Source organism: Mesorhizobium sp. M0663, assembly GCF_040320585.1.
Classification (GTDB): domain Bacteria; phylum Pseudomonadota; class Alphaproteobacteria; order Rhizobiales; family Rhizobiaceae; genus Mesorhizobium.
Window position 1 is genome coordinate 394546 of sequence record NZ_JAMYPX010000001.1, and the last position, 26701, is coordinate 421246.

At 63.9% G+C, this 26701-nt stretch carries 19 protein-coding genes and 1 pseudogene; 13 read left to right on the top strand and 7 right to left on the bottom strand.

Features of this window, described 5'->3' with window-relative positions; translation table 11 throughout:
- The 10 genes and pseudogenes from NKI54_RS01945 to amaB all read left to right on the top strand — a co-directional run bounded on the left by NKI54_RS01945 (window position 1) and on the right by amaB (window position 16855).
- Window positions 1-1183: pseudogene (locus NKI54_RS01945) on the top strand (serine hydrolase domain-containing protein).
- 119 nt (window positions 1184-1302) lie between these two features.
- A complete protein-coding gene (locus NKI54_RS01950) occupies window positions 1303-3615 on the top strand; it encodes a Tex family protein (protein WP_023675457.1) in 2313 nt (770 codons plus the stop codon).
- A 242-nt stretch (window positions 3616-3857) separates the two neighbouring features.
- On the top strand, window positions 3858-5063 hold the full coding sequence (locus tag NKI54_RS01955; RefSeq protein WP_352682571.1) for an acyl-CoA dehydrogenase: 1206 nt from the start codon (window positions 3858-3860) through the stop codon (window positions 5061-5063).
- Window positions 5064-5509: 446 nt separating this feature from the next.
- Window positions 5510-8881 (top strand): transglutaminase family protein, encoded by a 3372-nt coding sequence (locus NKI54_RS01960; RefSeq protein WP_352568092.1) that lies wholly within the window; start codon window positions 5510-5512, stop codon window positions 8879-8881.
- Window positions 8882-8887: 6 nt separating this feature from the next.
- Window positions 8888-11299, top strand: coding sequence for a circularly permuted type 2 ATP-grasp protein (locus tag NKI54_RS01965; protein WP_352454108.1), 2412 nt, complete (start codon window positions 8888-8890; stop codon window positions 11297-11299).
- 7 nt (window positions 11300-11306) lie between these two features.
- Window positions 11307-12191, top strand: coding sequence for a transglutaminase family protein (locus NKI54_RS01970; protein WP_352448166.1), 885 nt, complete (start codon window positions 11307-11309; stop codon window positions 12189-12191).
- 118 nt (window positions 12192-12309) lie between these two features.
- Complete coding sequence (locus NKI54_RS01975; RefSeq protein WP_352690513.1) at window positions 12310-13428, top strand: DNA topoisomerase IB; 1119 nt, start codon at window positions 12310-12312, stop codon at window positions 13426-13428.
- Between the two features lie 86 nt (window positions 13429-13514).
- On the top strand, window positions 13515-13889 hold the full coding sequence (locus NKI54_RS01980) for a YciI family protein (RefSeq protein WP_292663532.1): 375 nt from the start codon (window positions 13515-13517) through the stop codon (window positions 13887-13889).
- Complete coding sequence (locus tag NKI54_RS01985; RefSeq protein WP_352690515.1) at window positions 13886-15160, top strand: RNA polymerase sigma factor; 1275 nt, start codon at window positions 13886-13888, stop codon at window positions 15158-15160. The genes NKI54_RS01980 and NKI54_RS01985 overlap by 4 nt, the downstream gene beginning before the upstream one ends.
- 183 nt (window positions 15161-15343) lie before the next feature.
- Entirely contained in the window at window positions 15344-16855 is a 1512-nt protein-coding gene (amaB, locus tag NKI54_RS01990) for an L-piperidine-6-carboxylate dehydrogenase (RefSeq protein WP_352690689.1), read from the top strand.
- A gap of 59 nt (window positions 16856-16914) precedes the next feature.
- On the opposite strand, the gene NKI54_RS01995 is transcribed toward amaB, so the two are convergent.
- Window positions 16915-17778, bottom strand: coding sequence for a hypothetical protein (locus NKI54_RS01995; RefSeq protein ID WP_352577780.1), 864 nt, complete (start codon window positions 17776-17778; stop codon window positions 16915-16917).
- A gap of 707 nt (window positions 17779-18485) precedes the next feature.
- Between NKI54_RS01995 and NKI54_RS02000 the strand changes: the two genes are divergently transcribed.
- Together NKI54_RS02000 and NKI54_RS02005 are read left to right on the top strand one after the other, a co-directional pair.
- Window positions 18486-19298, top strand: a complete 813-nt coding sequence (locus NKI54_RS02000) for a nucleotidyltransferase family protein (protein WP_352633603.1) — start codon at window positions 18486-18488, stop codon at window positions 19296-19298.
- Entirely contained in the window at window positions 19291-20043 is a 753-nt protein-coding gene (locus tag NKI54_RS02005) for a metallophosphoesterase family protein (RefSeq protein ID WP_352633601.1), read from the top strand. Before NKI54_RS02000 ends, NKI54_RS02005 begins: the two co-directional genes overlap by 8 nt.
- Window positions 20044-20047: 4 nt before the next feature.
- On the opposite strand, the gene NKI54_RS02010 is transcribed toward NKI54_RS02005, so the two are convergent.
- Genes NKI54_RS02010 through NKI54_RS02020 form a run of 3 tightly spaced genes read right to left on the bottom strand, consistent with a single transcriptional unit; the run spans window position 20048 to window position 23061 of the window.
- Window positions 20048-20215: a hypothetical protein gene (locus NKI54_RS02010; protein ID WP_084640998.1), complete on the bottom strand. Its 168-nt coding sequence runs from the start codon at window positions 20213-20215 to the stop codon at window positions 20048-20050.
- A gap of 60 nt (window positions 20216-20275) precedes the next feature.
- Complete coding sequence (locus NKI54_RS02015; protein ID WP_352690517.1) at window positions 20276-21889, bottom strand: DHA2 family efflux MFS transporter permease subunit; 1614 nt, start codon at window positions 21887-21889, stop codon at window positions 20276-20278.
- Window positions 21886-23061, bottom strand: a complete 1176-nt coding sequence (locus NKI54_RS02020; protein ID WP_352633599.1) for an HlyD family secretion protein — start codon at window positions 23059-23061, stop codon at window positions 21886-21888. The genes NKI54_RS02015 and NKI54_RS02020 overlap by 4 nt, the downstream gene beginning before the upstream one ends.
- Before the next feature lie 268 nt (window positions 23062-23329).
- Between NKI54_RS02020 and NKI54_RS02025 the strand changes: the two genes are divergently transcribed.
- Window positions 23330-23761 carry a hypothetical protein gene (locus tag NKI54_RS02025; protein ID WP_023675469.1) on the top strand — a complete coding sequence of 144 codons (432 nt, stop codon included), beginning with the start codon at window positions 23330-23332 and terminating at the stop codon, window positions 23759-23761.
- A gap of 286 nt (window positions 23762-24047) precedes the next feature.
- Here NKI54_RS02025 and NKI54_RS02030 read toward each other — a convergent pair whose 3' ends face one another.
- From NKI54_RS02030 to NKI54_RS02040, 3 genes are all read right to left on the bottom strand, one after another.
- On the bottom strand, window positions 24048-25238 hold the full coding sequence (locus NKI54_RS02030; protein WP_352633597.1) for an NADH-quinone oxidoreductase subunit D: 1191 nt from the start codon (window positions 25236-25238) through the stop codon (window positions 24048-24050).
- 66 nt (window positions 25239-25304) lie between these two features.
- A complete protein-coding gene (locus NKI54_RS02035) occupies window positions 25305-25730 on the bottom strand; it encodes a hypothetical protein (protein ID WP_352448156.1) in 426 nt (141 codons plus the stop codon).
- Between the two features lie 147 nt (window positions 25731-25877).
- Window positions 25878-26552 (bottom strand): DUF2161 family putative PD-(D/E)XK-type phosphodiesterase, encoded by a 675-nt coding sequence (locus tag NKI54_RS02040; protein ID WP_023675473.1) that lies wholly within the window; start codon window positions 26550-26552, stop codon window positions 25878-25880.
- Window positions 26553-26701 lie beyond the last annotated feature (149 nt).

The window sequence follows — 26701 nt, forward strand, 5'->3', positions numbered from 1 at the left end:
ATGACCGGCAAGACCGCGTTCGAGACCAGATACGGCTTTCGCCGCAATGAGGTTCTGCTCGGCAACTGGCGGGAAAGCCCGTTCAGCCGGTGGTCGTTCCAGAATGTCGGCGAGCTGGTGCCGAGCGCTGCCGTGGCGGCACAGCCGGGCAGCAGCGAGGCGCCGGCGCAGGATTTCGGCGGGCTACTTGGCGAAAAGGTCGCTCTTGCAGGCGGCGCGGAGACGGTCGCGGCGTTTCTCGCGCGCTCCGATACCGACTCGCTGACGATCATGAAACGCGGCAAATTCGTCGGCGACTGGTTCGCGCCGCATATGGAGTTTGGGGCGCGCCACATCGTCTTTTCGATCAGCAAGTCGCTGACCGCCATTGTTGCCGGCACATTGGAAGGCGAGGGGATTTTCGATCCGCAGGCACCGGTAAGCCTCTATCTGCCCGAAGCCGCCGGCTCGGCCTATGGCGATGCGCGTGTGCGGCACGTGCTCGACATGAGTGTCAGCCTCGATTTCGAAGAGGCCTATCTCGATCCGGAAAGCGCCTTCGCCCGCTACCGCCGCGCCATGCTGTGGAATCCAGGCGGGGGCATCGAGAGCCTGGCCACTTTCCTCATGACGCTGCAGGGCCTGGCCGAGCCGCATGGCCGGACTTTCCGCTACCGCTCGCCCAATTCCGACCTGCTCGGCATCCTGCTCGAACGCGCGTCGGGCCGGCGCTTCGCCGATCTGATGCGCGAAAAATTATGGGCGCCGCTCGGCGCCGTCGGCGATGCCTCGGTGACAGTCGACATGGAAGGAACGGCGCGCACCGCCGGCGGCATTTCGGTGACACCGCGCGACCTCGCACGCGTCGGCGAGATGATGCGGCAAGGCGGCACGGCCAATGGCCGCCGCGTCGTGCCGGAAGCCTGGGTGCGCGACACGGCCGAAACTGGCGGTGACGCCGAGGCCTGGCGGCGCGGCACGATGGCGTTCCTGTTTCAGCGTGGCCGCTACCGCAACAAATGGTACCAGACGGGCGCCGCAAGCGGCGCCTTCTGCGGCATCGGCATCCACGGCCAGTGGCTTTACGTCAATCCGAAGGCCGAAATGGTAATCGCAAAAATGTCGTCGCAGCCGGTACCGGATCGACGATCCGCTCGATCTGGACATGACTTCTTTCTTCGAGGCGCTGAGCCGGATGGTCTGATCCATCCAGACAGCCCGACCTTTCCTGTGGACCTCTCGCCGGGTTGAAAATGGCGCAGTTGGCGCGGCAGTGCTCTGCGCCTATGGTCGCTGCTCGTTTCGACTAGCGACAGGTACGACATGGCAGCCGACATCAAGCGCATCGCAACCATCATAGCCGCCGAAATCGGCGCGCGGCCCGAACAGGCTGCGGCGGCGATCGGCTTGCTCGACGACGGCGCGACCGTGCCGTTCGTGGCGCGCTACCGCAAGGAGGTCACCGGCGGCCTCGACGACACGCAGCTGCGCGACCTTGCCGAGCGGCTGGCCTACCTGCGCGAACTCGACGCGCGCCGCGACACCATCCTTGGTTCGATCCGCGAGCAGGGCAAGCTGACCGACGAGCTCGAGGCAAAGATCGCTGCGGCCGGCACCAAGGCCGAACTCGAAGACATCTATCTGCCTTACAAGCCGAAGCGCCGGACCAAGGCCGAGATCGCACGCGAGCGCGGGCTCGGGCCTCTGGCGGAAGCTATTCTCGCCGACCGTACGGCTGTACCCGCCGAGCTGGCGCTGGCCTACATCAGCGAAGACGTGGTCGATACCAAGGCGGCGCTCGAGGGTGCGCGCGACATCCTGTCCGAACAGTTCGCCGAGAATGCCGATCTGGTCGGCAGATTGCGGACCTACATGAAGGAACGCGCCTTCCTGCGGTCGCGCGTCGTCGACGGCAAGCAGGAGGCGGGCGCGAAATTCTCCGACTATTTCGACCATGTCGAGCGCTGGGCCAACGTGCCGAGCCATCGCGCGCTGGCCATGCTGCGCGGCCGCAACGAGGAGGTTCTGTCGCTCGACGTCGAAGTCGATGCCGATGACGCCTCTCCGGTGAAACCGGTTGAGCGGATGATCGCCGACGCCTACGCCATCGGCCGCCAGTTGCCGGGAGACCGCTGGCTGATGGAGGTCGCCGGCTGGACCTGGCGCATAAAGCTGTCGCTGCACCTGACGCTCGATCTGATGCGCGATCTGCGCGAGCGGGCCGAAGAAGAAGCCATCCATGTCTTCGCCCGCAATCTCAAGGATTTGCTGCTTGCCGCGCCTGCCGGCTCGCGGCCGACGATGGGGCTCGATCCGGGCATTCGCACCGGCGTCAAGGTGGCGGTGGTGGACGGCACCGGCAAGCTGCTGGCGACGACAACGGTCTATCCGTTCCCGCCGAAGAACGATGTCCGCGGCACGCAGGCCGAACTGGCCAAGCTCATCCGGCTGCACAAGGTCGAGCTGATTTCGATCGGCAACGGCACCGGCAGCCGCGAGACCGAAAGGCTGGTGGCCGACATGCTGGCTGACATGCCTGCCGGGTCCGGGCCGAAGCCGCTCAAGGTGATCGTCAGTGAAGCCGGCGCCTCGGTCTATTCCGCCTCGGCAACGGCGGCGGCGGAATTTCCCGGCCTTGACGTGTCGCTGCGCGGGGCAGTGTCGATCGCGCGGCGCCTGCAGGATCCGCTCGCCGAACTGGTCAAGATCGAGCCGAAGTCGATCGGCGTCGGCCAGTACCAGCACGACGTCGATCAGTACCGCCTCGGCCGCTCGCTGGAAGCGGTGGTCGAGGATGCGGTCAACGCCGTCGGCGTCGATCTCAACACGGCCTCAGCGCCGCTTCTGGGGCGGGTTTCGGGTCTCGGCGCATCGCTGGCCGAGGCGATCGTTGCGCATCGCGATGCCTCCGGCCCGTTCGCCAGCCGTCGCGAACTGTTGAAGGTCTCCCGCCTTGGACCCCGCGCGTTCGAGCAATGCGCCGGCTTCCTGCGCATTCCAAACGGCAGCGAACCGCTCGATGCGTCAGCGGTGCATCCGGAAGCCTATGGCGTGGCCAAGAAGATTGTTGCGGCCTGCGGGCGCGACGTCCGCTCGCTGATGGGCGACAGCGCCGCACTCAAGGCGCTCGATCCGCGCGTCTTCGTCGATGAGCGCTTCGGCCTGCCGACGGTGCGCGACATCCTGGCGGAGCTGGAAAAGCCCGGCCGCGACCCGCGCCCCGGCTTCAAGACCGCGACTTTTGCCGATGGCATCGACGACATCAAAGATCTGAAGCCCGGCATGCAGCTTGAAGGCACTGTCACCAATGTCGCCGCCTTCGGCGCCTTCGTCGATATCGGCGTGCACCAGGACGGACTGGTGCACGTCTCGCAACTAGCCGACCGTTTCGTCAAGGACGCGCATGAGGTGGTCAAGGCCGGCGACGTGGTCAAGGTGCGTGTCGTCGACGTCGATATCAAGCGCAAGCGCATCGGTCTGTCGATGCGCAAGGATGGCGACGCTGGCGCACCGAAGCCGCGCGACAATGGCAGCAGGCCGGTGCCGCGCGCGCCCGCGCCCCAACGCCAGCCGGAGCGGCCGGTGCAGCAGGGCGCGTTCGGCGCCGCTTTGGCCGATGCGTTGAAGCGGAAGTAATTTCGCGAGCCGGGCTGCGCCGCCAGGTCAGACGGCGGCGCTCGACATTGATCATCCATCACCAATGCTCATGGATCGGCGAAGCTATTTCGTTTGATTTTTTCAGGACGGGAGCCGATAAGCCGCGCGTTTCAAGATTTCTGTTTCGATGCATGTCGTTATCTCCAAGCTGCCGAACACCCTCGGGTCAGGCCCGCGGGCAAGCTTTGGGCGACATGCATGAGTTTGGGAGACCGAGAGCCATGGCCGCCGACAAGAACGCATTCGTCTGGGATGATCCTTTCCTGATCGAGGACCAGCTTTCGGAGGACGAGCGCATGGTGCGCGATGGCGCCGCGGCGTTTGCCGCCGACAAGCTCGCTCCGAAGATCGAGGAAGCCTATCTCGAGGAGAAGACCGACGCCGGGATCTTTCGCGAAATGGGCGAGGCCGGTCTGCTCGGCATCACCATCCCGGAAGAATATGGCGGGCTCGGCGCCAACTACGTCACCTACGGGCTGGTCGCGCGGGAAGTGGAGCGGATCGACTCGGGCTATCGCTCGATGATGAGCGTGCAGTCGTCGCTGGTAATGTATCCGATCCACGCCTATGGCTCGGAAGAACAGCGCAAGAAATACCTGCCGAAGCTGGCGTCGGGCGAATGGATCGGCTGCTTTGGCCTGACCGAACCTGACGCCGGTTCCGACCCGGGCGGCATGAAGACGCGGGCCGAGAAGACCGCGAGCGGCTACAGGATCTCCGGCTCGAAGATGTGGATTTCCAACGCGCCGATCGCCGACGTGTTCGTCGTCTGGGCAAAGTTGTCCGACGAAAGTGGGGGCGCGCATGGCAACGAGATTCGCGGCTTTGTCCTGGAAAAGGGCATGAACGGGCTGTCGGCGCCGAAGATCGGCGGCAAGCTGTCGCTGCGAGCCTCGATCACCGGCGAAGTGGTGATGGAGGGCGTCGAGGTCGGCGAGGACGCGCTGCTGCCCAACGTCTCGGGTCTCAAGGGACCGTTCGGCTGCCTCAACCGGGCGCGCTACGGAATTTCCTGGGGCGCCATGGGCGCGGCTGAGGATTGCTGGCACCGCGCCCGCCAGTATGGCCTCGACCGTAAGCAGTTCGGCAAGCCGCTGGCCGGCACGCAGCTTTTCCAGAAGAAGCTCGCCGACATGCAGACCGAGATCGCGCTCGGCCTGCAGGGCAGCCTGCGCGTCGGGCGGCTGATGGATGAAGGCAAGATGGCGCCGGAGATGATCTCGCTCGTCAAGCGCAACAATTGCGGCAAGGCGCTCGACATCGCCCGCCAGGCCCGCGACATGCATGGCGGCAATGGCATCCAGATAGGCTACCACGTCATGCGCCACGCCCAGAACCTGGAAACCGTCAACACCTATGAGGGCACGCATGACGTGCATGCGCTGATCCTCGGGCGGGCGCAGACCGGGTTGCAGGCGTTCTTTTAGCATTGGCAGGTGTCCTCCGCTTCCAGCGCCACTGCTTGGCATCTCCCCTCGCAAGGCGGGAGATCGGCAATTTTCGCCAACGGCGCCACATTTTGTTCTTGCTTTGTGCCGGCAGCTATGCTACTAATTTCGCTATGGTGCTAATTCGCACCGACGACCCGCTCACCGAGGCGGGTTTTTCTTTTCAGCTCTTTTCGACCAAGCATCGCGCGTGCTGCTGACATCAATGTCGGCGGGAAGCGCCCGGTGCTGACCCGCCGGCCTTCGGCTCTGCACCGTTGCAACGTCTTGCCGCCACGCCACGGAATCCCAGGTCGGCGCTCCGTTTCGTGAAGCTGTGAAAGCTGCTTAATTTAGGTGCAGCGCAACATCTCTGCTTGGAGAATGGTCAGCATTCGTGTCAGGGTTCAGCGAACTCCTTTTGAAACGCCGACTTCAGGGGCACCATGGCAATTCTGGCAGCCGTCTATCACCTGACCCACTACAAATACGACCGGCCGGTCGTCTTGGGCCCGCAAGTCATAAGGTTGCAGCCTGCGCCGCATTCCCGCACCAAAGTGCTCAGCCATTCGCTGAAGGTCGGGCCGGCAAACCACTTCGTCAATTTGCAGCAGGACCCCTACGGCAATTTCCTTGCCCGTTTCGTCTTTCCCGAGCCGGTGACGGAGTTGAAGATCGAGGTCGATCTCGTTGCCGACATGACGGTCTACAATCCGTTCGATTTCTTCGTCGAACCGTCGGCCGAGACGTTTCCGTTCGAATACCCCGAAGAGATCCGGGACGATCTGACCATCTACCGAACGCCGGAACCGGCGGGGCCGCTGTTGGAGGCATTCCTGAAAACCCTCGCGCGCCACCCGACCAACACCGTCAATTTTGTCGTCGACCTCAATGCGCGGCTGCAGCGCGAGATCGCCTATATCGTGCGCATGGAAACCGGCGTCTTCTCGCCCGAGGAAACGCTGGCCGCCGGCAAGGGGTCGTGCCGCGATTCCAGCTGGCTCCTGGTGCAGATACTGAGGAACCTCGGCATCGCCGCGCGTTTCGTCTCCGGCTACCTGATCCAGCTCAAACCCGACCTCGTTGCGCTCGACGGGCCGCCCGGCACGGCGACCGATTTCACCGACCTCCATGCCTGGTGCGAGGTGTATCTGCCGGGCGCCGGCTGGATCGGCTTCGACCCGACCTCCGGCCTGCTCACCGGCGAAAGCCATGTGCCGCTCGCGGCAACGCCGCATTTCCGCAATGCCGCGCCGATCTCCGGCATGGCGAGCTTCGCCAATGTCGAATTCGGCTTCGACATGCGGGTAGACCGCATCGCCGAGCATCCGCGCATCACCAAGCCGTTCTCCGACGAGAGCTGGCAGGCGCTGGACGCGCTGGGGGTCCAGGTCGATGCTGCGCTCCAGGCCGGCGACGTGCGGCTGACCATGGGCGGCGAGCCGACCTTCGTCTCGATCGACGATTTCGAGGCTGCAGAGTGGAACACCGCCGCCGTCGGGCCGACCAAACGCGAAAAGGCCGACGCGCTGATCCGCCGGCTGCGCGAACGCTTCGCGCCGGGCGGCTTCCTGCATTACGGGCAAGGCAAATGGTACCCCGGCGAAAGCCTGCCGCGCTGGACCTTCTCGCTCTACTGGCGCACCGACGGCGAGCCGGTGTGGAGCGACCCGTCGCTGATCGCGCATGAAAAGAGCGAGGCGGATGTCGGACCGAAGCAGGCCGAAGGCCTGCTGACGGCGATCGCCGACGAACTCGGCATCGACAAGACCATGGTCAGCGAAGCCTATGAGGATCCGGCCGAGTGGCTGCTCAAGGAAGGCAAGCTGCCTGACAACGTCGATCCTTCCAATTCGAAGCTGGAGGATCCGGAGGAGCGCAGCCGCATGGCGCGGGTGTTCGAACGCGGGCTGACCAAGCCGTCGGGCTATGTGCTGCCCGTCCAGCGCTGGAACAGCCAGGCTTCCGGACCGCGCTGGCGCTCGGAGAAATGGAAGACGCGGCGCGGCAGGCTGTTCCTGGTGCCCGGCGATTCGCCGGTCGGCTACCGCCTGCCGCTCGGCACGCTGCCCTATGTGCCGCCGGCGCAGTTCCCCTACATAGTCCCGGTCGATCCATCGCTGCCGCGCGGACCACTGCCGGCGCGTGAGGCGATCTTGCCCGGTTCTGCTTCGTCGCCCGCTGCGGCCGAACTGGAGGGCGCCGACGAGATGGCGCGACGCCAGCAGGCGGTCTCCTTTACGGCCGTTACTGGCCAGCAGGACCGCGTTGAACAGGAGATTACCGAGATCGGCGGCGCCGTGCGCACGGCCCTTTCGGTCGAGCCGCGCGACGGACGGCTTTGTGTGTTCATGCCGCCGGTCGAGGCGCTGGAGGACTATCTCGAACTGGTGGCGGCGGCGGAGAAGGCGGCAAGGGCGATCGGCCTGCCGGTGCACATCGAGGGCTACGGCCCGCCGCACGATCCGCGCCTCAATGTCATCCGTGTCGCACCCGATCCCGGCGTCATCGAGGTCAATATCCACCCCGCCGCGAATTGGCAGGATTGCGTGGCGACGACCACGGCGATCTACGAAGAGGCGCGGCAGACGCGGCTTGGCGCCGACAAGTTCATGATCGACGGCCGCCACACCGGCACCGGCGGCGGCAACCACGTCGTCGTCGGCGGCGCCACGCCCAATGACAGTCCGTTCCTGCGCCGCCCCGACCTGTTGAAGAGCCTGGTGCTGCAATGGCAGCGACATCCGTCGCTGTCCTACCTTTTCTCCGGCCTGTTCATCGGCCCGACCAGCCAGGCGCCGCGCTTCGACGAGGCACGCCACGATTCGCTCTACGAACTCGAAATCGCGATGGCGCAGGTGCCACATCCGGACAAGGGCGCGGCACCCCTGCCGTGGCTGGTCGACCGGCTGTTCCGCAACCTTCTGACCGACGTGACGGGCAATACGCATCGCTCGGAAATCTGCATCGACAAATTGTTTTCGCCGGACGGGCCGACCGGCCGGCTCGGGCTGGTCGAATTCCGCGGCTTCGAGATGCCGCCCAACGCGCGCATGAGCCTGGCGCAGCAATTGCTGGTGCGCGCCATCATCGCCCGGGCCTGGAAGAACCCGCTCGACGGCCGCTTCGTGCGCTGGGGCACCTCGCTGCACGACCGTTTCATGCTGCCGCATTATGTCTGGGGGGATTTTCTCGACGTGCTGGACGACCTCAAGCTGAACGGCTTTGCGTTCCGTCCGGAATGGTTCGACGCCCAGCTCGAATTCCGCTTCCCGTTCTGCGGCGAGGTCCAGCATGCCGGCGTCAAGCTGGAGCTCAGGCAGGCGCTCGAGCCGTGGCACGTGATGGGCGAGCAAGGCGCGATCGGCGGCACCGTACGCTTTGTCGATTCCTCCGTCGAAAGGCTGCAGGTGAAGACCGATGGGCTCAACCCGGAGCGTCACGCCGTCGTCTGCAACGGCCGCGTAGTGCCGATGAAGGTGACCGACAACCGCGAGATCGCAGTGGCCGGCGTGCGCTTCAAGGCCTGGCAGCCGGCGTCGGGCCTGCATCCGGCGCTACCGGTCAACACCCCGCTGGTCTTCGACATCTATGACCGCTGGTCGGGCCGCGCGGTCGGCGGCTGCGTCTACCATGTGGCACATCCCGGCGGGCGCAGCTACGACACCTTCCCGGTCAACGGCAACGAAGCGGAGGCGCGGCGGCTCGCCCGCTTCGAACCACGTGGCCATACGCCGTCCAGCTATGTGCTGCGCAACGAAGAAGCCTCTGAAGATTTCCCGATGACCCTTGACCTTCGGCGGCCGCAAAGACTCTGATCAGCCATGGCGAAGGGGAATCACAAAAGGCTGCGCAGCAAGCCGCAAACCCACAGTCTGCTGGAGCACTATCAGCCGATCGAAGGCGTCGTCGACGAGATGGTCGATGCGTCGGGCAATCCGCGGCCGGCGTGGCGGCACTTCATCGAGGCGCTGGAGGACCTGGGTCCGGAAAAGCTTGCCCAGCGCTTCGCCCGCGCCGACCAGTACCTGCGCGATGCCGGCGTCTATTACCGCGTCTACGACAAGGCCGGCGCCAACGAGCGGGAATGGCCGCTGGCGCATGTGCCGCTGCTGATCGAGGAGCAGGAATGGGCTGGTATCAGCGCCGGCCTGGTCCAGCGCGCCGATCTGTTCGAGGAGACCATCGCCGACATTTACGGTCCGAACCGGCTGGTCGAGAAAGGCATTCTACCGGCCGGATTGATCGCGGCCAGCCCCGAATATTTGCGGCCGGTCGTCGGCACCAGGCCGGCCAGCGGCCATTTCCTGCATTTCTGCGCCTTCGAGCTCGGTCGTGGCCCGGACGGCCGCTGGTGGGTGCTTGGCGACCGCACACAGGCGCCGTCGGGCGCCGGCTTCGCGCTGGAGAACCGCGTCGCCACTACGAGGGCGCTGTCCGACATCTACGGCGAGATGCATGTGCACCGCCTGGCCGGCTTCTTCCGTCGCTTCCGCGACGCGCTGATCGGCATGGCCAAGCAAGCCGGCGGCCGTGTCGCCATCCTGACGCCGGGACCGCTGAACGAAACCTATTACGAACATGCCTATATCGCCCGCTATCTCGGCATCATGCTGCTCGAGGGCGAGGACCTGACCGTCTCGGGCGGCAGGCTGATGGTGCGCACGGTTTCGGGGCTGATGCCGGTGAGCGTCTTGTGGCGGCGGCTCGACGCCGCCTTTGCCGATCCGCTTGAATTGCGGCCGGACTCGCAGATCGGCACGCCGGGGCTGGTCGAAGCGGTCCGGCAAGGGGCGGTTTCGGCCGTCAATGCACTGGGTTCCGGCCTGATGGAGACGCGCGCGCTGCTCGCCTTCCTGCCGAAGATTTCGCGCGCCCTGCGCAATGAGGAACTGCTGCTGCCGACGGTCGCGACATGGTGGTGCGGGCAGGAGACGGAGCGTGAGCATGTGCTCGCCAATATCGATAGCATGGTGATCGGCCCGGCGCTGTCGACGCGGCTTGCCTTCGAGGACGACGGCTCGACCAAGCTCGGGTCAGCGCTGTCGGTCGAGGAACGGGCCGAACTCGTCGCCAGGATCGAACGGGACGGCGGCGACTTCGTCGGCCAGGAAGCGGTGACGCTGTCGACCACGCCTGTCTATGTCGGCGGCTGGCTGGAGCCGCGGCCGGCAAGCCTGCGCGTCTATCTGGCGCGGACGCCGGAAGGCTGGACGGTGATGCCGGGCGGCTTTGCCCGTGTCGGCTTCTCGCTCGACCCGACCGCCATCGCCATGCAGCGCGGCGGCCAGGCGGCGGATGTCTGGGTGGTCAGCGACAGGCCGGTCGAGCGCGAGACGCTGCTGCCGCAGGAGCACGACAGCTTCACCCGAACCTTGCCCGGCAGCCTGCCCAGCCGCGCGGCTGAGAACCTGACATGGCTCGGCCGCTATATCGAGCGGTCGGAAGACACGGTGCGCATCCTGCGCGCCTACCATGTGCGGCTGGCCGAGACATCCGATCCCGAGATGCCGCTGCTCGCCGATATCAGCGACTATCTCGCGCCGTTCGGCATCGACGTCGAGACGGCAATCCCATTGGGGCTCATCGGCACGCTGGACAGCGCCGTTTACAGCGCCGGGCAGATCCGTGACCGCTTCTCGCCCGATGGCTGGCTGGCATTGAAGGATCTGTCGAAGACCATCCATCAATTTGCCGCGACAGTGGCGCCGGGCGACGACGCGACAAGGGCAATGACGGTCATCCTGCGCAAGCTGGCCGGGTTTTCCGGCCTGCTGCACGAGAACATGTACCGCTTTGCCGGCTGGCGTTTCCTGGAAATCGGCCGCAGGCTCGAACGCGGCATCCAGATCGCCCGCACGCTCGCCCGGCTGACCGGAGCCCAGGCGCCGGAAGGCGCGCTCGACATGATGCTGGAGATCGGCGACAGCGTCATGACGCACCGTCGGCAATATCCGGTGCAGGCGGGGCGGCGCACGGTGGTCGACCTTCTGGCGCTCGATCCGCTCAACCCGCGCTCAATCCTTTTCCAGCTCGAACGGCTGAAAGCCGAAATCGCGCTGCTGCCCGCTGTCGGCGCTGAAGGCCATATGTCGCCGGCGGCCAAGGAAATCCTGCAGCTCAACACGTCGATCGCCATCAAGGAGCCCTCGGACATGACGGCCAAGGCCCTCGGCGATCTCGCCAATGAAATCGGCGGGCTCTACAACAGCCTCGCCAAAGCCTATTTCGGGTAGAGACAGCATGCTCTACGACATCAGGCTTCACCTGCGTTACGACTATGATGCGGCGGCCGGCGGCGGCCGCCATCAAGTGCGCGTGCTGCCGCCGACCATCCCTGGCGTGCAGCGCGTCATCGCCGCTTCACTGTCTTTTGTGCCGGCGCCCAGCGAACGTTCCGACTTTTCCGACTTTTTCGGCAACAGTGTCACCTCGATCGCCTTTCGTGACGCGCATGATGCGCTCGACATCAGGATGAGCGCGCGTGTTTCAGTGTCGCGGCCCGAACCCGGGCTCGACGTATCGCCGGACATACGCCGGCTGAGGGAAGAACTCGGCGCAGTGCACTCGCTGGCGCCGGCTTCGCCGCATCACTTTCTGGCCGCCAGCGATCATGCCGGCATCGACGCGGCAATCACTGCCTATGCGAAAGGCAGTGCCGGCAGTTCGACAGTCGGCACGGCCATGGCTCTGTGCAACCGCATTCACCGCGATTTCACCTATGACGGCGAGGCGACCACCGTGCAGACGCGGGCCAGCGACGCCTTTGGCCTGAAGCGCGGCGTCTGCCAGGATTTTTCCCACATCATGATCGCCGGCCTGCGCGGCCTCGGTATTCCCGCGGGCTATGTCAGCGGGTTCCTGCGCACCATCCCGCCGCGCGGGAAGCCGCGGCTCGAAGGCGCCGACGCCATGCACGCCTGGGTCAAGGTGTGGTGCGGGCGCGATGCCGGCTGGCAGGAATTCGATCCGACCAATGGCATGCGGGCAAGCAACGACCATATCACGGTCGGCTACGGCCGCGATTACTCCGATGTGGCGCCGATCGTCGGCGTGCTGAAAACCACTGGTGGACAGGTCGGCGAGCAGGCGGTCGACGTCATTCCGGTCGTGCTCGAAAAGGCGTGACGACGCACGTCTTCGTTGCACGGCGACGTCGATAGGCTGTTCTGGAACCAAGAGATCAAGAGGCGTTGGAACCCGCAGCCGGCAAGCGGCTTATCTACGGAAATTCCGTGGAGAGGACATGCTGGACAAATCCGGGTCGTCGTCTGGCCAATCGGCTGTGAGGAAAGCTGCACCAAAAAACGGGGTGCCGCAGAACGGAGCGCTGGAGAACGGCGCGCAAGCCTCGGCCGTTCGGGCCTCGCTCAACTATGTCACCGACACTGAACCCGGTATTCGCCGGCTGCGTTCGGGCAAAGGGTTCTCGTACAAAGGACCCGACGGGCGGATTGTCGACGGGGAGGCGCTGGCACGCATCAAGGCGCTCGCCATTCCACCGGCCTGGACGGATGTGTGGATCTCGCCAGACCCCGATGGTCATATCCAGGCGACCGGTCGGGACCAGCGCGGACGCAAACAATACCGCTATCACCCGCACTGGGCGGAGGAGCGTGACGGCGTCAAATATTCGAGCCTGATCGCCTTCGCCGAAAGCCTGCCCGAACTGCGGCGGCAGATCGACGTCGATTTGCGCCGTCACGGCCTACCGCTGGAACGCGTCGTTGCGGCTATCGTCTGGCTGCTCGACAACACGATGATCCGTGTCGGCAATGCCGCCTATGCCCGCGACAACAAGAGTTTTGGGCTGACCACGCTGCGTGACCGCCATGTCGACATCAAGGGCTCGAGCCTGCGCTTTGCCTTCATCGGTAAATCCGGCAAGGAATGGAGATTGAAGCTTGTCGATCGCCGGATTGCCAAGGTCGTGCGTGGAGCGCAGGACCTGCCGGGCCAAAAACTGTTCCAGTATCTCGACGAGGACCGAAACAGGCATCCGGTGCGCTCAGACGACGTCAACCGCTATATCAGGGAGAACGCCGGAGCGGAGTTCAGCTCCAAGCACTTCAGAACCTGGGGCGGCACCATCCATGCGGCGTCGCTGTTTGCGCAAACCGAACGTCCGGAAAGCCAGGCGCAGCAAAAGAGGGTGATGAACAGTGTCATCGACAAGGTTGCCGATCGGCTCGGCAACACACGCGCGGTTTGTCGCCAATGCTACATCCATCCGGAAGTGTTCCGCGCCTGGTCCGAAGGACGGCTGCTGGACGAAATGGCGGATGCCAACAAAGGCAAGCGCTCGATCGCCGGGCTCGACGACGAGGAGGCCTTGGTCTTGAGATGGCTGAAGGCGAGGGACTGACGCCAGACCGGGGGCGTATTTTTTTGTCGACGCCATGTCGGCATCGGTCCTAGTGTTTCGTCCTTTGATAGAGAAAAGGACGACCCATGCTCTACGCGATCCTCTGCTATGCCTCGGAAGACGTCGTCTGCTCCTGGAGCAAGGAGCAGGACGACGCAGTCATGGAAAAGCTTATCGGTGTGCAGGAAAAATATGCCCAGGCGGGCCGGCTTGGCCCGGTGGCGCGGCTCTTGCCGACGACCGCGGCGACGACGCTGAGGAAGGTCAAGGGCGAATCGATCGTCATCGACGGCCCGTTTGCCGAAACCAAGGAACAGTTCCTCGGCTTCTACACGCTCGAATGCGCCGACCTCGATGAGGCCGTCGACTTCGCGCGCGAGCTTTCCGAGGTCAACCCGAGCGGCGGCTCCTATGAAATCCGGCCGGTCTCGCTCTTCAATCCCGCCAAGGTTTCCGCATGACCGAACTCGCCTGGATCAGCACGGCAATCAGCACCGCTCGCCCGCAGGTGATGGGGGCATTGCTGCGCTACTTCCGCGACCTCGACGCGGCGGAGGAAGCATTCCAGGACGCCTGCCTGAGGGCACTGAACAACTGGCCGAAAAACGGTCCTCCGCGCGATCCGGCAGCTTGGCTGATTTTCGTCGGCCGCAACAGCGGCATCGATGCGGTGCGCAAGCGGGCCAAGCAGGCGCCGCTGCCGGAGGAGGACCAGATCTCCGATCTGGAGGATGCCGAGAGCGACGTCGCCGAGCGGCTGGACGGGGCGCATTACCGCGACGATATTTTGCGGCTGCTGTTTATCTGCTGCCATCCCGACCTGCCGGCCACACAGCAGATCGCGGTGGCGTTGCGCATCGTCTCCGGCCTGACGGTCAAGCAGATCGCCCGCGCCTTCCTCGTCGGTGAAAGCGCCATGGAGCAGCGTATCACGCGCGCCAAGGCGCGTATCGCCGACGCCGGGGTGCCGTTCGAGACGCCGGGAGCGGTCGAGCGCTCCGAACGGCTCGCCGCCGTCGCCGCCATGGTCTACTTGATCTTCAACGAAGGCTATTCCAGCAACAGCGGCGAGGCTTCGGCGCGTGCGCCGCTTTGCGAAGAGGCGATCCGGCTGGCCCGGCTGCTGCTCAGGCTGTTCCAGACCGAGCCGGAGATCATGGGGCTGACGGCGCTGTTGCTGCTGCAGCATGCACGCTCGCCGGCTCGCTTCGACGAGAACGGCGAGATCGTGCTGCTCGAAGACCAGGACCGCAGCCTGTGGAGCCGCAAGATGATCGATGAAGGCCTGGCGCTGGTCGATAAGGCGTTGCGCCATCGCAAGCCCGGTCCCTACCAGGTGCAAGCGGCGATCGCCGCACTGCATGCGCGGGCGGAAAAGCCCGAGGACACGGACTGGAACGAGATCGACCTGCTCTACGGCCTGCTTGAGCAGATGCAGCCGTCGCCGGTGGTGACGCTCAACCGCGCCGTCGCGGTCTCCAAGGTGCGTGGACCGGAAGCCGCACTCGCCATGATCGAGCCGCTGGAGGGAAGGCTTTCCGGCTATTTCCATTTCTTCGGCCTCGAGGGCGGACTGCTGATGCAGCTTGGCCGCGGCGAGGAGGCGCGCGTCGCTTTCGACCGCGCCATCGCGCTTGCCAATACGGCCGCCGAGGCAGCGCATATCCGCATGCATATCGACCGGCTGATGAAAGAAAGCGCCGTGCCGGAAACCGCCAAGACGGCACGCTAGTTCGCTCTATCTGGCTGGTTCAACAGTCGGACACCGGCTTGGACCATGCCGGGGTGGCGATTTCTCCCTGAAACGCGTAATGCCACGCCATGACAGCGCCTGGTGTGCCGACCGGCAGGGAGCGGGTATGGCGCAAGGCTTGGACCGACGCCATATGAGCGACGGGATCTGAAAGGGATGAAAATGACGATTGCGAAGGAAACGGCCGGGCTTCTGGCGAAACTGGGCGTTGCCGAGCGCGCGCTTACGGGCGGCGATCTTATCGTGCGCAGCCCGGTGACTGGCGAGCAGATCGCCGCGCTGAAGACCATCTCGCCGGCCGATGCGGCAACGACCATCGACAATGCCCACAAAGCTTTCCTGGCGTGGCGGCAGGTACCAGCTCCCAAGCGTGGCGAGCTGGTACGGCTGCTCGGCGAGGAATTGCGCACACACAAGGCCGAGCTTGGCCGGTTGGTATCGATCGAAGTTGGCAAGATCCCATCCGAGGGTCTTGGCGAAGTGCAGGAGATGATCGACATCTGCGATTTCGCCGTCGGTCTTTCTCGGCAATTGTACGGCCTGACCATCGCCACCGAGCGTCCCGGCCATCGCATGATGGAAACCTGGCATCCGCTCGGCGTGGTCGGCGTCATTTCGGCCTTCAACTTTCCGGTGGCGGTATGGTCGTGGAACGCGGCACTCGCGCTGGTCTGCGGCGACGCGGTTGTGTGGAAGCCGTCTGAGAAGACGCCGCTGACGGCGCTCGCCTGCGAAGCAATCTTCAAGCGCGCGGCAAAGCGTTTCGGCGATGCCCCGGAAGGGCTGGCGCCGGTGCTGATCGGTGATCGCGCGGTCGGAGAGATCATGGTGGACCATCCGAAGGTGCCGCTGGTTTCGGCCACCGGCTCGACCCGCATGGGCCGGGATGTCGGTCCGCGCCTGGCGAAGCGCTTCGCGCGTGCCGTGCTGGAGCTCGGCGGCAACAATGCCGGCATCGTCTGCCCAACGGCCGATCTCGACATGGCGCTGCGTGCCATCGCCTTCGGCGCCATGGGCACGGCCGGTCAGCGCTGCACGACGCTCAGGCGCCTGTTCGTGCATGAGAGCGTCTATGACCAGCTCGTTCCGCGCCTGAAGAAGGCTTATGAGAGCGTCTCGGTCGGCAATCCGCTGGAGACAAGCGCTCTGGTTGGCCCGCTGATCGACAAGGCTGCCTACGAGAACATGCAGAAGGCGCTGGAGGAGGCGGCTTCGCATGGCGGCACGGCAACCGGCGGAATGCGGGTCGAGAACGGCCAGCCTGAGGCTTACTACGTGCGTCCGGCGCTGGTCGAAATGCCGCGGCAGGTTTCGCCGGTGACGGAGGAGACCTTCGCGCCGATCCTCTATGTGATGAAATATTCTGACTTCGACGCCGTGCTCGCCGAGCACAACGCGGTGGGAGCGGGGCTGTCATCCTCGATCTTTACCCGCGACCTGCAGGAATCCGAGCGCTTTCTTAGCGTCGACGGATCGGACTGCGGCATCGCCAACGTCAATATAGGCACGTCAGGGGCCGAGATCGGCGGTGCCTTCGGTGGCGAGAAGGAAACCGGCGGCGGCCGCGAGAGCGGCTCCGATGCCTGGAAGGCCTATATGCGGCGCGCTACCAATACGGTGAATTATTCCAAGGCGCTGCCGCTTGCGCAGGGCGTGTCGTTCGACATCGATTGAAATGCCAGACCTCCGTCGCGGCGGCGCCAAGGCTGCCACGACGGCGGTCGGCTCGCGGTTCAGCTGGTTTCGGAAGTTACAACACAATTGTCGAAGGCTGCATCGATGATGGCGAGCTTGACCGCCTGGGCGGTCATGTATTCCTGGTAGAACTCGCTCGACACCCACATGACCGAATGACCACGCTGGCCCAGCCAGCCGATGCTGCCGAGTTCCTCGGCATCGCGCAATTTGCGTGACAGGTGAGTGCGGGAAAGCTTGAGCCAGTTCGCGAAATCCCCGATTGAGACGACACCGGTCGGGATTCGGTCCAGGTCGGCATGATCGGGGTCGACGCCGGACATCAGCCAATCCATGACGATGCCGCCATTGTCGAGCCAGGTGAACAAGGAAAAAGTCTGTTTTGGCTGCCGCACGGCATGCGACGAAAGCAGGCCGTCGGCCACCAGCGGCTGCAGTTTGGCGAGTACGTCCGGTTGTGCGACGAATGCAGCCAGTCGAGATCCACCATCCAGGCTGTCCAGCGTTTTCAGATGAGCCATGACCCAGCCGGCAACCGTCTCCAGAGTGCCCGCGGTCGGCTCAAAGGGGCGGATGCGCCCATATTTAATCGGCAGATGCCGGATGAAACCGTAATGCAGCATCTCCTTCAGGAAGGCATCGGCGGTGTTGCGGCTGGCCACCGAATGCCGGCAGATGTCGTCCATGAACCGTGCGGACGTAAGTCCCTTGCGATGATCGTCCGGCTCTCGATTGAAATACAAGCCAAGGCCGATATGGGCCATCAGCCAACGCTGTTGCGTGGCGAATACGGAAGCCAGCCGCGGGTTCGCTTCATAGGTCTGGAGAAGCGTCCGCGACTGAGCCTGGACATGGCGACGCAGTGCCGGATGGCTGGCAATGTCTTCAGAAACCAGCGCCATCCCCGCCGAGCCCAACCAAATTTGCAACTGGAAAATGCCGATCACAATTTCAGCCTTCGCGGGTCGTGTCCAGAGCCGGCGCATCAGGATACGAGCTGAATCCCGCCGGCTAGTGGGCTGAATTCCGCGACTTGATCGCCGAGGCCACTGATTTCGCTGCAGAGGGCCAGCCCGCTCGAACCCACCAATGATGACTTCGCCTGTCCAGCCCGTGCTCCCGCCGATGGCGACGCGGAACCAACACAAGCTTTGCTCGTTGAAGAACGCTGATTGGACTGAGACAGTGAGGGACTACAAAATGGAGAATGGCCTTTTCGCCACGCCGCCTGCAGCTTTCCGGCAAACAGAGTCGGTCTGGCCACGGGCGCTCAAGTGGCTGTTGCGCCGAGTGCGCAGCGCCTCCGACAGCTCGGGAACCATGTTGAAGCCAATCCTTTCCGGACCCGAGGACGATAGCGGGCCCACTCCGCCTCGACGCGCTTGAGGCTGACCGCGCTGCGATCTTGACGCCAAAATGACCGCTCACATATCCTTTTAGGGCCGCGCCGCAGCCGACAACCATGACCGCTTCGAAGGCCTGCCACGGCGGCGTATCCGCCTGATGCAGCAGGCGAGGGCGGTAGTGGCACGCAGCGGCGGGAACCATCGGGTGTGCTTGGCTATTAGATACAGGCGGCTGCTGGTCTGCCGGGCCAGGAGCCATTGCTATGATCATTAATCCCCCACCGGAAAGCGCCATCCCGGCATCCGTTCCGTCGGTCGATCCAAAAGCCGCCCCGACGCTTCGCAATGCCGAAGCGGAGGTCTTTTATATCGAAGCGATCCGCGAGCTTGTCGCGACCGGCATCCCCTTTCTCGTCGCCGGCACCTATGCCGTAAGCGCCTATACCGGGATCATCCGCCAGACCAAGGATCTCGACATTTTCTGCAAGGCCGGCGACTGCCCGCGCATCCTCGCCCATTTTAAGCAGATCGGCTACGCCGTCGTGGTCGAGGACGACCGGTGGCTCGGCAAAGTGTTCAAGGGCACGCATTTTTTCGACGTCATTTTCGCCTCGATGAACGGCACAATGCCTGTCGACGACCAGTGGCTGGAGCACGCCCGTCAGGGCGAATTGCTGGGCAGCCAGGTGCGGATCATCGGGCCCACCGAGCTTATCTGGTCCAAAAGTTTCATCCAGGACCGCGGTCGCCACGATGGGGCCGACATCGCGCACACCATCCTCAAGGCCCACGACCAGATCGACTGGCAAAGGCTGCTTTCCTACATGGAAGTTCATTGGGAAGTTCTGCTGATGCATCTCTTGAACTTCCGATGGGTCTATCCGACGGAGCGGGGCCGCGTGCCCGCCTGGCTGCTCGACGAGCTGCTTGACCGGCTGGCCAAGCAGCGCGAATTGCCACCTTCCCGGATGAAAATCTGCCGTGGGCGCATGCTTTCACGAACTGACTATGAGATCGACGTCAACGACTGGGGTTTTGCCGACGTCGGCGGTGAAGGAGAACATAGCAATGGCTAACGAGCTCGAAACTGCTTCGCCGAAGGCGGAAAACGGCAGCGCACTCAAGGTCGCCGCCATTGGCGATCTGCATGTCGGCAAGGAGGACCAGGCCTCGTACCGCGATCTTTTCGGCGAGATGTCGCGTGCAGCCCAGGTTCTCGTGCTGACGGGCGACCTTACCAACCTCGGCAAGCCTCGGGAGGCCGAAATCCTTGCCGAGGAACTGCGTGCCTGCACGATCCCGGTCGTCGCCGTACTTGGCAACCACGACTATGAGTCAGGCGCCGTCGAGCAGGTCACCGACATTCTGCGCCAGGCGGGCGTTCACCTGCTCGACGGCGAGGCGACGGAGATTCACGAGGTCGGGTTCGTCGGGGTCAAGGGTTTCGTTGGCGGTTTTGGATCGCGCATGCTCGGCTCCTTCGGCGAACCGGCGATCAAGTCAATGGTGGCGGAAAGCGTGAACGAAGCGATGCGGCTTGAAAACGCGATGAGGCAGGTCCGCGCCAAACGCACGCTTGTCGTTCTGCACTACGCGCCTGTCGTCGAGACGGTCGAAGGCGAGCCGCTGGAGATCTTCCCGTTTCTTGGTTCGTCACGCCTGGCCGAGACAATAGACCGGTTCCAGGTCAGCGCGGTGGTGCATGGTCATGCGCATCGCGGCGCCTATGAGGGCCGCACGCCGGGCGGAGCGTCGGTCTATAACGTTGCCATGCATGTCGCCAAGCCGACCGGCCGCCCCTACGCTGTGCTCGAAATCTAATAGGCTAGATGTTGAACGCCCGCTTCGGCGGAATATCGTTTTCATCCGGATTGGGAATGGGGTCCTCGTCGGGGAGCCTGTCGGGGTCCGGCTCGCGCACGGGCTTGGGATCGGGGATGGGAGGCGGCGGCACCGGGGTCGGGGTTGGCTCGGGTGTGGGAATAGTGGCCATCGTGATCATCTCCTCTTGGCGCAGAACAACGCAATGGGTCAGCTGGTTCCCGCCTTCTGGTCAGCCCATCTCCGGATTCGCCTGTCTGCTGCCCGACTTGCTTGATCGCAGCAGCAGAGCAAGCGGAACGAGCAGGGCGGTTGCCACCGCGCAGTAGCGGAAGACATCGACATAGGCGAGCAGCGTGGCCTGGCGGGCGATCAACTGGCCAAGCCAGCCGATCGCCTGCTGCTTCGCCTCGAGCATCGGCGAACCCTGGGCGACGAAATGCTCGGTCGCCTGCCGAAGCACCTGCTGATAGGCGGGCGACGACTGCACGGTGTGGCCGACCAGATTCGATTGATGGATCTGGGAGCTTTGCGCAATGACGGTGTTGGACAGCGAGACGCCGATGCTGCCGCCGATATTGCGCGCAACGTTGATCAGCGCCGATGCCTGGTTGGTCTTCTGCGGGGGCAGGCCGACATAGGCCGCGGTCGAGATGGGAATGAACAGGAACGGCAGTCCGACCATCAGGAAAACACGGGCAAAGGCAAAGAAGCGGAAGCTGGCGTCCGGGGTGAGCGAGGTCATATGCCAAAGGGCCACTGCGACCACCGACATGCCCATCATGATCAGGTATTTGGGCTGCACGATGGTGCCTACAAATCCGGATACCGGCATCAAGATCAGCATGGCGATGCCGCCCGGCATCATCGAAAGGCCCGAGAGCGTCGCGGTGTAGGCAAATGTCGTCTGCTGCAGCTGCGGCACGATCTGGGTGGTGCTGAACAGGATAGCACCGACCGCCATCATGACCAGGAAGGCCGTGCCGAATTGGCGCGTGAACAATAGACGCATGTCGACGACCGGATCGCCGCGACTGAGTTCCCATGGGATAAGCAGCAGGAACGCGATCGCGGAAATCACTGCGAAAGTGGTGATGAAATCCGAGGCGAACCAATCGTAGCGCTGGCCCCGGTCGAGAAAAATCTCCAGGCACCCCAAGGCAATCGCCACCAGGACGAACCCGACCCCGTCGATCTTCAGGCCGCCCTTCAGCCGTTCCTTGCGTTCGCGTTCGAGTACGTCCGGCTCGACCAACAGCCATTGCACCAGGGCCAGCGACAGGATGCCGAACGGCACGTTGATGAAGAAGATCCAGTGCCAGGAGAAATGGTCGGTCAGCCAGCCGCCGATCGTCGGCCCGACCGTCGGTGCGACGATGACGGCAATGCCGTAAAGCGCGAAGGCCTGCGAGCGCTTTTCAGGCGGAAAGGTGTCGGCAAGGATCGATTGCTCGCTTGGCGCCATGCCGCCGCCGCCGAGGCCCTGAAGGACCCTGAACAGGATGAGCAGTTCCAGGTTGGGCGCCAGTCCGCACAGCAGCGACGCGACGGTGAAGGTCGCAACGCAGAGCATGTAGTAGCGCTTTCGGCCGATGACGCTTGCCAGCCAGCCGCTGACCGGAATGATCACCGAGTTGGCAACGAGATAGGTGGTAATCACCCAGGTGCTTTCATCCATTCCGGCCGCCAGGCTGCCGGCGATGTTGCGCAGGGCGACATTGGCGATCGAGGTGTCGAGCACCAGCATGAAAGTGGCGATGGAGACGACGACGGCGATGAGCCACGGATTGTGTGTCCCGGCGGCGGATCGGCTTTCGCCCTGATTTCTGGCGGTTTCGCCGTTCATCGCACCTTGACCGTCGGCACCACCGACAGGCCTGGCCCGAGAAGCACATCCGGCGGCTTGTCGAAGACGATCTTGACCGGCACGCGCTGCACCACCTTGACGTAATTGCCGGTGGCATTTTCGGCCGGCAGGAGGCTGAAGGCGGTGCCGCTGCCGGCCTGGATGCTGTCGACGCGGCCATGAAAGGACTTGTCCGGGTAGGCGTCAATGTCGATGTCGACCGGCTGTCCCTGCCGCATCAGATCGAGCTGCGTCTCCTTGAAATTGGCCTTCACCCAGACCTCGTCGGGAACGAACATCATCAATACCTGGCCGGGTTGGGCGTAGGTGCCCTTAGCGGCGGAAATGCTCGTTGCGCGCCCGGCTGCGGGTGCTGTGATAGTCGTGCGCGACAGCGTCGTGCGCGCTTGCTCCTGGCTGGCCTTTGCCTGCTCGAGCTGCGCCTCGGCGCTCCTGGCCTGTGCCTGCAAGACCGAAACCTGGCTTTTTGCGGAGGCGACATTGGCCTCGGCGCTGTCCAGCGCGGCCTGGTCCTGACGCAGCGTCGATGCCGCCTGCTGCGCCTGCTGCTGCGTTGCTGTGCCCCTGGCCAGGAGTTCGCGATTGCGTTGATCCTCGGCCTTGGCGAAATCCAGCGCTGCCTTGGCCTGTGCAACCTGCCTCTGGGCAGCGTTTACCTTTGCGTTTTGAGCCTCGATCTGGGCGGCGACATTGACGATTTCGGCCTCGGCCGCGGTGACGCCGGCGTCGGCCTGCTTCAGGTTTGCCTGATAGTCGCTGTCGTCGATACGCAGGAGGACATCGCCCGCCTGTACATGCTGATTGTCGGCAACCGCCAGCTCGGTAAGGCGGCCGGCTATTTGCGCACCGATCGTCACTGTGCGCGCATCTATGAAGGCGTCGTCGGTCGATTCGTACTGGCGAGCGTTCAGCCACCAGATCGCGATGCCTGCCGCGACGAGCAACAGCGCAAGCGCGATGGCTGCGGCCGCATAGGGATGGCGCCTGGGAAAGCCGAGCAGACCGGCCTTTCGTTGCGAGGCATTCCCGTCGGGTTTTTCCTGCCGGGGCTCTGCCGATCGCTCACGAGATTCTCGAACCGGGGCCGGTTGCTCCCGGGTTTCATTTACAGGCTCGACGTCTTGCTCGACGCGTTGAGGCTTCGTGTCCAACGGAATTGCTTTCAAGACTGATATTGCAGCCGCCGAAGCGGACGCAAAGCCAAACGGCAAGCTTCCGCAAAAGTTCCTGTCCGGAAACGGGTTCGGTTAACGGGTCGACATCGAACACAGGCGGGGGCGCGTCGGAATTCGAGCGCCGCTTCACCGGGCAGGTGATCTGTACGCCTCATGTTGCGGCGGTCCGGCCTTGTCAGCGCTCCATGGCGCGATAATTGCTCATGTAGGCGTGGGCGAATTCACCTGTCGACAGGAGCCGACCATGAAACATCAAACACTCGACCAACTGCAGGCCGTCGCGGAAGTTGAGTCCTTCGCGGCGTATCCGGCGATGACTCGAACCCAGCGGATTGAACGTTGGGCGGAACTTCTCGAACAAAACCCGACGCGATGCCTTGGGGCGCTTCCAGGCACCGAATATATGAACAGGGAAGCGCGTGACAGATCGCGTGGCGCTGGGACGCCGCTCACTGTCGCCTTCGAGGATCCGGTTCTGCGTGCCATGGGTCTCAGCGATGATACCTATGGTGAGGCAAAGCGCTTCTTCGAACTGAGCGACCGGCAGTTGCACCAAATCGTCTGCCATTGCCATGTCGGCGCTACGATGCAAGCGAGATGGGCCGCTGCCAGGGTGCGCGGGATAGTTCGCGGCAACAGATTTGTTGCCTGGATGAAGGGCTTGATCGTGCATTGAGGCGGTACGAGGAACGGCGGAACACGCGTTCTTTCCGCGCCGTGGAGAGCGCTTCCGAACTTGGAAGGGCTCGTGCCCCGTCGGGCCGCGCAGATTGTGAAACTCCTCGACGCTTGGCTGCGCCTTGTCGCGGCCATGCGTCCGTCTTTGATGTGAGAATTTGAGCCGGCCCGCCGCAGGTGAGGGCCTTCGTCTGACCGGCGGTCGAGCGCCGTCCAGGCCTGCCTGCGCGGCTACTAACGACGAATGATCCTGCGATCGGGGAAGATCCTGCGACCTGGCTAAACTAGCGATCGATTTCTCCGAACACGATGTCGAGCGAGCCGATGATCGCGGCAACATCGGCGATCATATGGCCTCGGGACAGGAAATCCATCGCTTGCAGGTGGGCGAAGGAAGGTGCGCGGATCTTGCATCGGTAGGGAACGTTGCCCCCGTCCGACACGAGGTAGACGCCGAATTCACCCTTCGGCGCCTCGACGGCGGCATAGACTTCACCGCTCGGCACGCGAATGCCTTCGGTATAAAGTTTGAAGTGGTGGATCGTCGCTTCCATCGAGCGCTTCATCGTGGCACGCGGCGGCGGCGTGATCTTGCGGTTCGGGATCGCGACCGGCCCCTGACCTTCTGGTGAGCGCAACATTTCCAGACATTGCCGCATGATCCGGACCGACTGGCGCATTTCCTCCATGCGGACGAGATAGCGGTCGTAGCAGTCGCCATGCTTGCCGACTGGGATATCGAAATCCATCTCCGAATAGCATTCGTATGGCTGCGCCTTGCGCAGGTCCCAGGACGCGCCCGATCCGCGCACCATCACGCCGGAAAAGCCCCAGGCCCAGGCATCGTCGAGGCCGATCACGCCGACATCGACATTGCGCTGCTTGAAAATGCGGTTCTCGGTCAACAGCTCTTCGAGATTGTCGCAGACCTTGAGGAACGGATCGCAGAACTTCCAGATGTCGTCGAGGAGTTCCGACGGCAGATCCTGATGCACGCCGCCGACCCTGAAATAATTCGCGTGCATGCGGGCGCCGGACGCGCGCTCATAAAAGACCATCAGCTTCTCGCGCTCGGCGAAACCCCAGAGCGGCGGCGTCAGCGCGCCGATGTCCATGGCTTGCGTGGTGACGTTGAGGAGGTGCGATAACAGCCGGCCTATTTCGCAGAAAAGCACGCGGATGAGCTGTCCGCGTTTCGGAACCGATATTTCGAGGAGCTTCTCGGCGGCGAGACAGAATGCATGCTCCTGGTTCATCGGCGCGACGTAGTCGAGCCGGTCGAAATAGGGCAAGGCCTGCAGGTAGTTCTTGTACTCGATGAGCTTTTCGGTGCCGCGATGCAGCAGGCCGATGTGGGGATCGGCGCGTTCCACGATCTCGCCGTCGAGTTCGAGCACCAGCCGCAGGACGCCGTGAGCGGAGGGATGTTGTGGCCCGAAATTGATGGTGAAGTTGCGAACTGCAGCCTCGGCCATGACAGTCCTCCGCGATCGGGCGGCCTTCGTTTCCGTGCCGGAGCCGGCTTGTCCGCTTTCAGCCGCTCACGTCGTCGTCTGGATGATCAGCGTCAGCGTGCCGTCGCCGTCGATATTGGCCGCCACGACCTGCGTGGAATTAAGCCCGTTCGCCGCCAGCGCAGATGCCGCCTGCGGCGATGCGTCGATCGAACTTTGCAGGATGCGCAAATCCTCGGCGCTGGTCTGAGTGACGACGGCCTCCGCCTGTGCCTTGATGTCAGGAGGCAGATCCTCCATCGCCACGATTGTCACTGCGGTGAAATTCTGGGCGGAGAAGGCTTGGTCAGGTGTAGCCTGGTCGGGAGTGGTCCCTTCGGGCGTGGCTTGCTCTGGCAGGGTTTGCGGGGCCGTCGGCGGGACAGGGGCAAGCTCTGGTCCCACGGATTGCGCATAGACCGGCGAGGCAAGGGCCAGTGCCGAAAGTGTGGCAATTGTCGTCGATAGGCGCATGGCCGTTCCTTCCGTTTGCTCAGCGGACGATCAATTCGGTGACGACAAAACCATCGTGTCGAAATATGGTTCCGTGACCGAGGTGATGTCTTGCCGAAAGCCGTGATTGTCGCGGAAAGCAGGGCGCGAAATCCGGCGTTGCCTGTCTCAGGCAGCGGTGTGGCTGCGATCGGGCTGCGGCCAGCGCTGCAACGCCTCACGGCCCTGAGCGGTCAGTTCGTAGATCCCGCGATCGGTGCGCGCGAACCAGCGATACACATTGTGCAGCAGGATCTTAGGCGCGTTCGGCAGGTTGGGCTTCAAGTCACGCGGCCGCTTTGGGCCGTCGGCGAGGGCTGCGGCGCATGCCAGCGCCTGCTGGCGATAGGCGGTCATGATCGGCGCACGCGAGCCGCCGCCGGCGACAGGATCGCCCTGCCGACGCCGGTGTTCGTCAATTAGCTTCGAGCGGCGCCGGGGATCGCGACGCGGAGCCAATGCCGTCGGGCTGAGCAGCACCTGAACCTCGCCGTTCGGTCGCACGCCAAGCAGGCCTAAGCCGAGCCGACGGCAGAGATTGCGGTATCTCACATCGCTCTCACGGCCCTTGCCGCGGGCCGACATGCATGCCGCTAGCCAGACCTCGTCGCTCGCCGCCATACGGTCGACGCCCTGGAGGACGAGTTCGAGGTTGAACTTCAGCTTCAGCTCGCAGATGACGACGATCGGTGGAGAGTCGGCACTCAGCGCCAGCAGATCGCAGCCGCCGATCTCGCCCTTGACCATAAATCCCAGGCCTTCCAGGAAGGCCTTGACCGGGCTGTAGAGTGACGTTTCGAGCATGGGCCTTTGTCGGCTGCGAATCATCCCGCCGATCGGCGGTTCAGCGCGATGATCGCTCATTGCCGTTGAACAGGAGGTAAACGACGGCCGAGCAAGTGGTCAGAGCCGTGCCATGGCCGCTTGCCAATTTGGTATGCTGGTATAATGTG

Coding starts and splice junctions, on each gene's coding strand:
- NKI54_RS01950 (WP_023675457.1), top strand. CDS start 1,303: ATGGCAGCCGACATCAAGCGCATCGCAACCATCATAGCCGCCGAAATC.
- NKI54_RS01955 (WP_352682571.1), top strand. CDS start 3,858: ATGGCCGCCGACAAGAACGCATTCGTCTGGGATGATCCTTTCCTGATC.
- NKI54_RS01960 (WP_352568092.1), top strand. CDS start 5,510: ATGGCAATTCTGGCAGCCGTCTATCACCTGACCCACTACAAATACGAC.
- NKI54_RS01965 (WP_352454108.1), top strand. CDS start 8,888: ATGGCGAAGGGGAATCACAAAAGGCTGCGCAGCAAGCCGCAAACCCAC.
- NKI54_RS01970 (WP_352448166.1), top strand. CDS start 11,307: ATGCTCTACGACATCAGGCTTCACCTGCGTTACGACTATGATGCGGCG.
- NKI54_RS01975 (WP_352690513.1), top strand. CDS start 12,310: ATGCTGGACAAATCCGGGTCGTCGTCTGGCCAATCGGCTGTGAGGAAA.
- NKI54_RS01980 (WP_292663532.1), top strand. CDS start 13,515: ATGCTCTACGCGATCCTCTGCTATGCCTCGGAAGACGTCGTCTGCTCC.
- NKI54_RS01985 (WP_352690515.1), top strand. CDS start 13,886: ATGACCGAACTCGCCTGGATCAGCACGGCAATCAGCACCGCTCGCCCG.
- amaB (WP_352690689.1), top strand. CDS start 15,344: ATGACGATTGCGAAGGAAACGGCCGGGCTTCTGGCGAAACTGGGCGTT.
- NKI54_RS01995 (WP_352577780.1), bottom strand. CDS start 17,778: ATGGCGCTGGTTTCTGAAGACATTGCCAGCCATCCGGCACTGCGTCGC.
- NKI54_RS02000 (WP_352633603.1), top strand. CDS start 18,486: ATGATCATTAATCCCCCACCGGAAAGCGCCATCCCGGCATCCGTTCCG.
- NKI54_RS02005 (WP_352633601.1), top strand. CDS start 19,291: ATGGCTAACGAGCTCGAAACTGCTTCGCCGAAGGCGGAAAACGGCAGC.
- NKI54_RS02010 (WP_084640998.1), bottom strand. CDS start 20,215: ATGGCCACTATTCCCACACCCGAGCCAACCCCGACCCCGGTGCCGCCG.
- NKI54_RS02015 (WP_352690517.1), bottom strand. CDS start 21,889: ATGAACGGCGAAACCGCCAGAAATCAGGGCGAAAGCCGATCCGCCGCC.
- NKI54_RS02025 (WP_023675469.1), top strand. CDS start 23,330: ATGAAACATCAAACACTCGACCAACTGCAGGCCGTCGCGGAAGTTGAG.
- NKI54_RS02030 (WP_352633597.1), bottom strand. CDS start 25,238: ATGGCCGAGGCTGCAGTTCGCAACTTCACCATCAATTTCGGGCCACAA.
- NKI54_RS02035 (WP_352448156.1), bottom strand. CDS start 25,730: ATGCGCCTATCGACGACAATTGCCACACTTTCGGCACTGGCCCTTGCC.
- NKI54_RS02040 (WP_023675473.1), bottom strand. CDS start 26,552: ATGCTCGAAACGTCACTCTACAGCCCGGTCAAGGCCTTCCTGGAAGGC.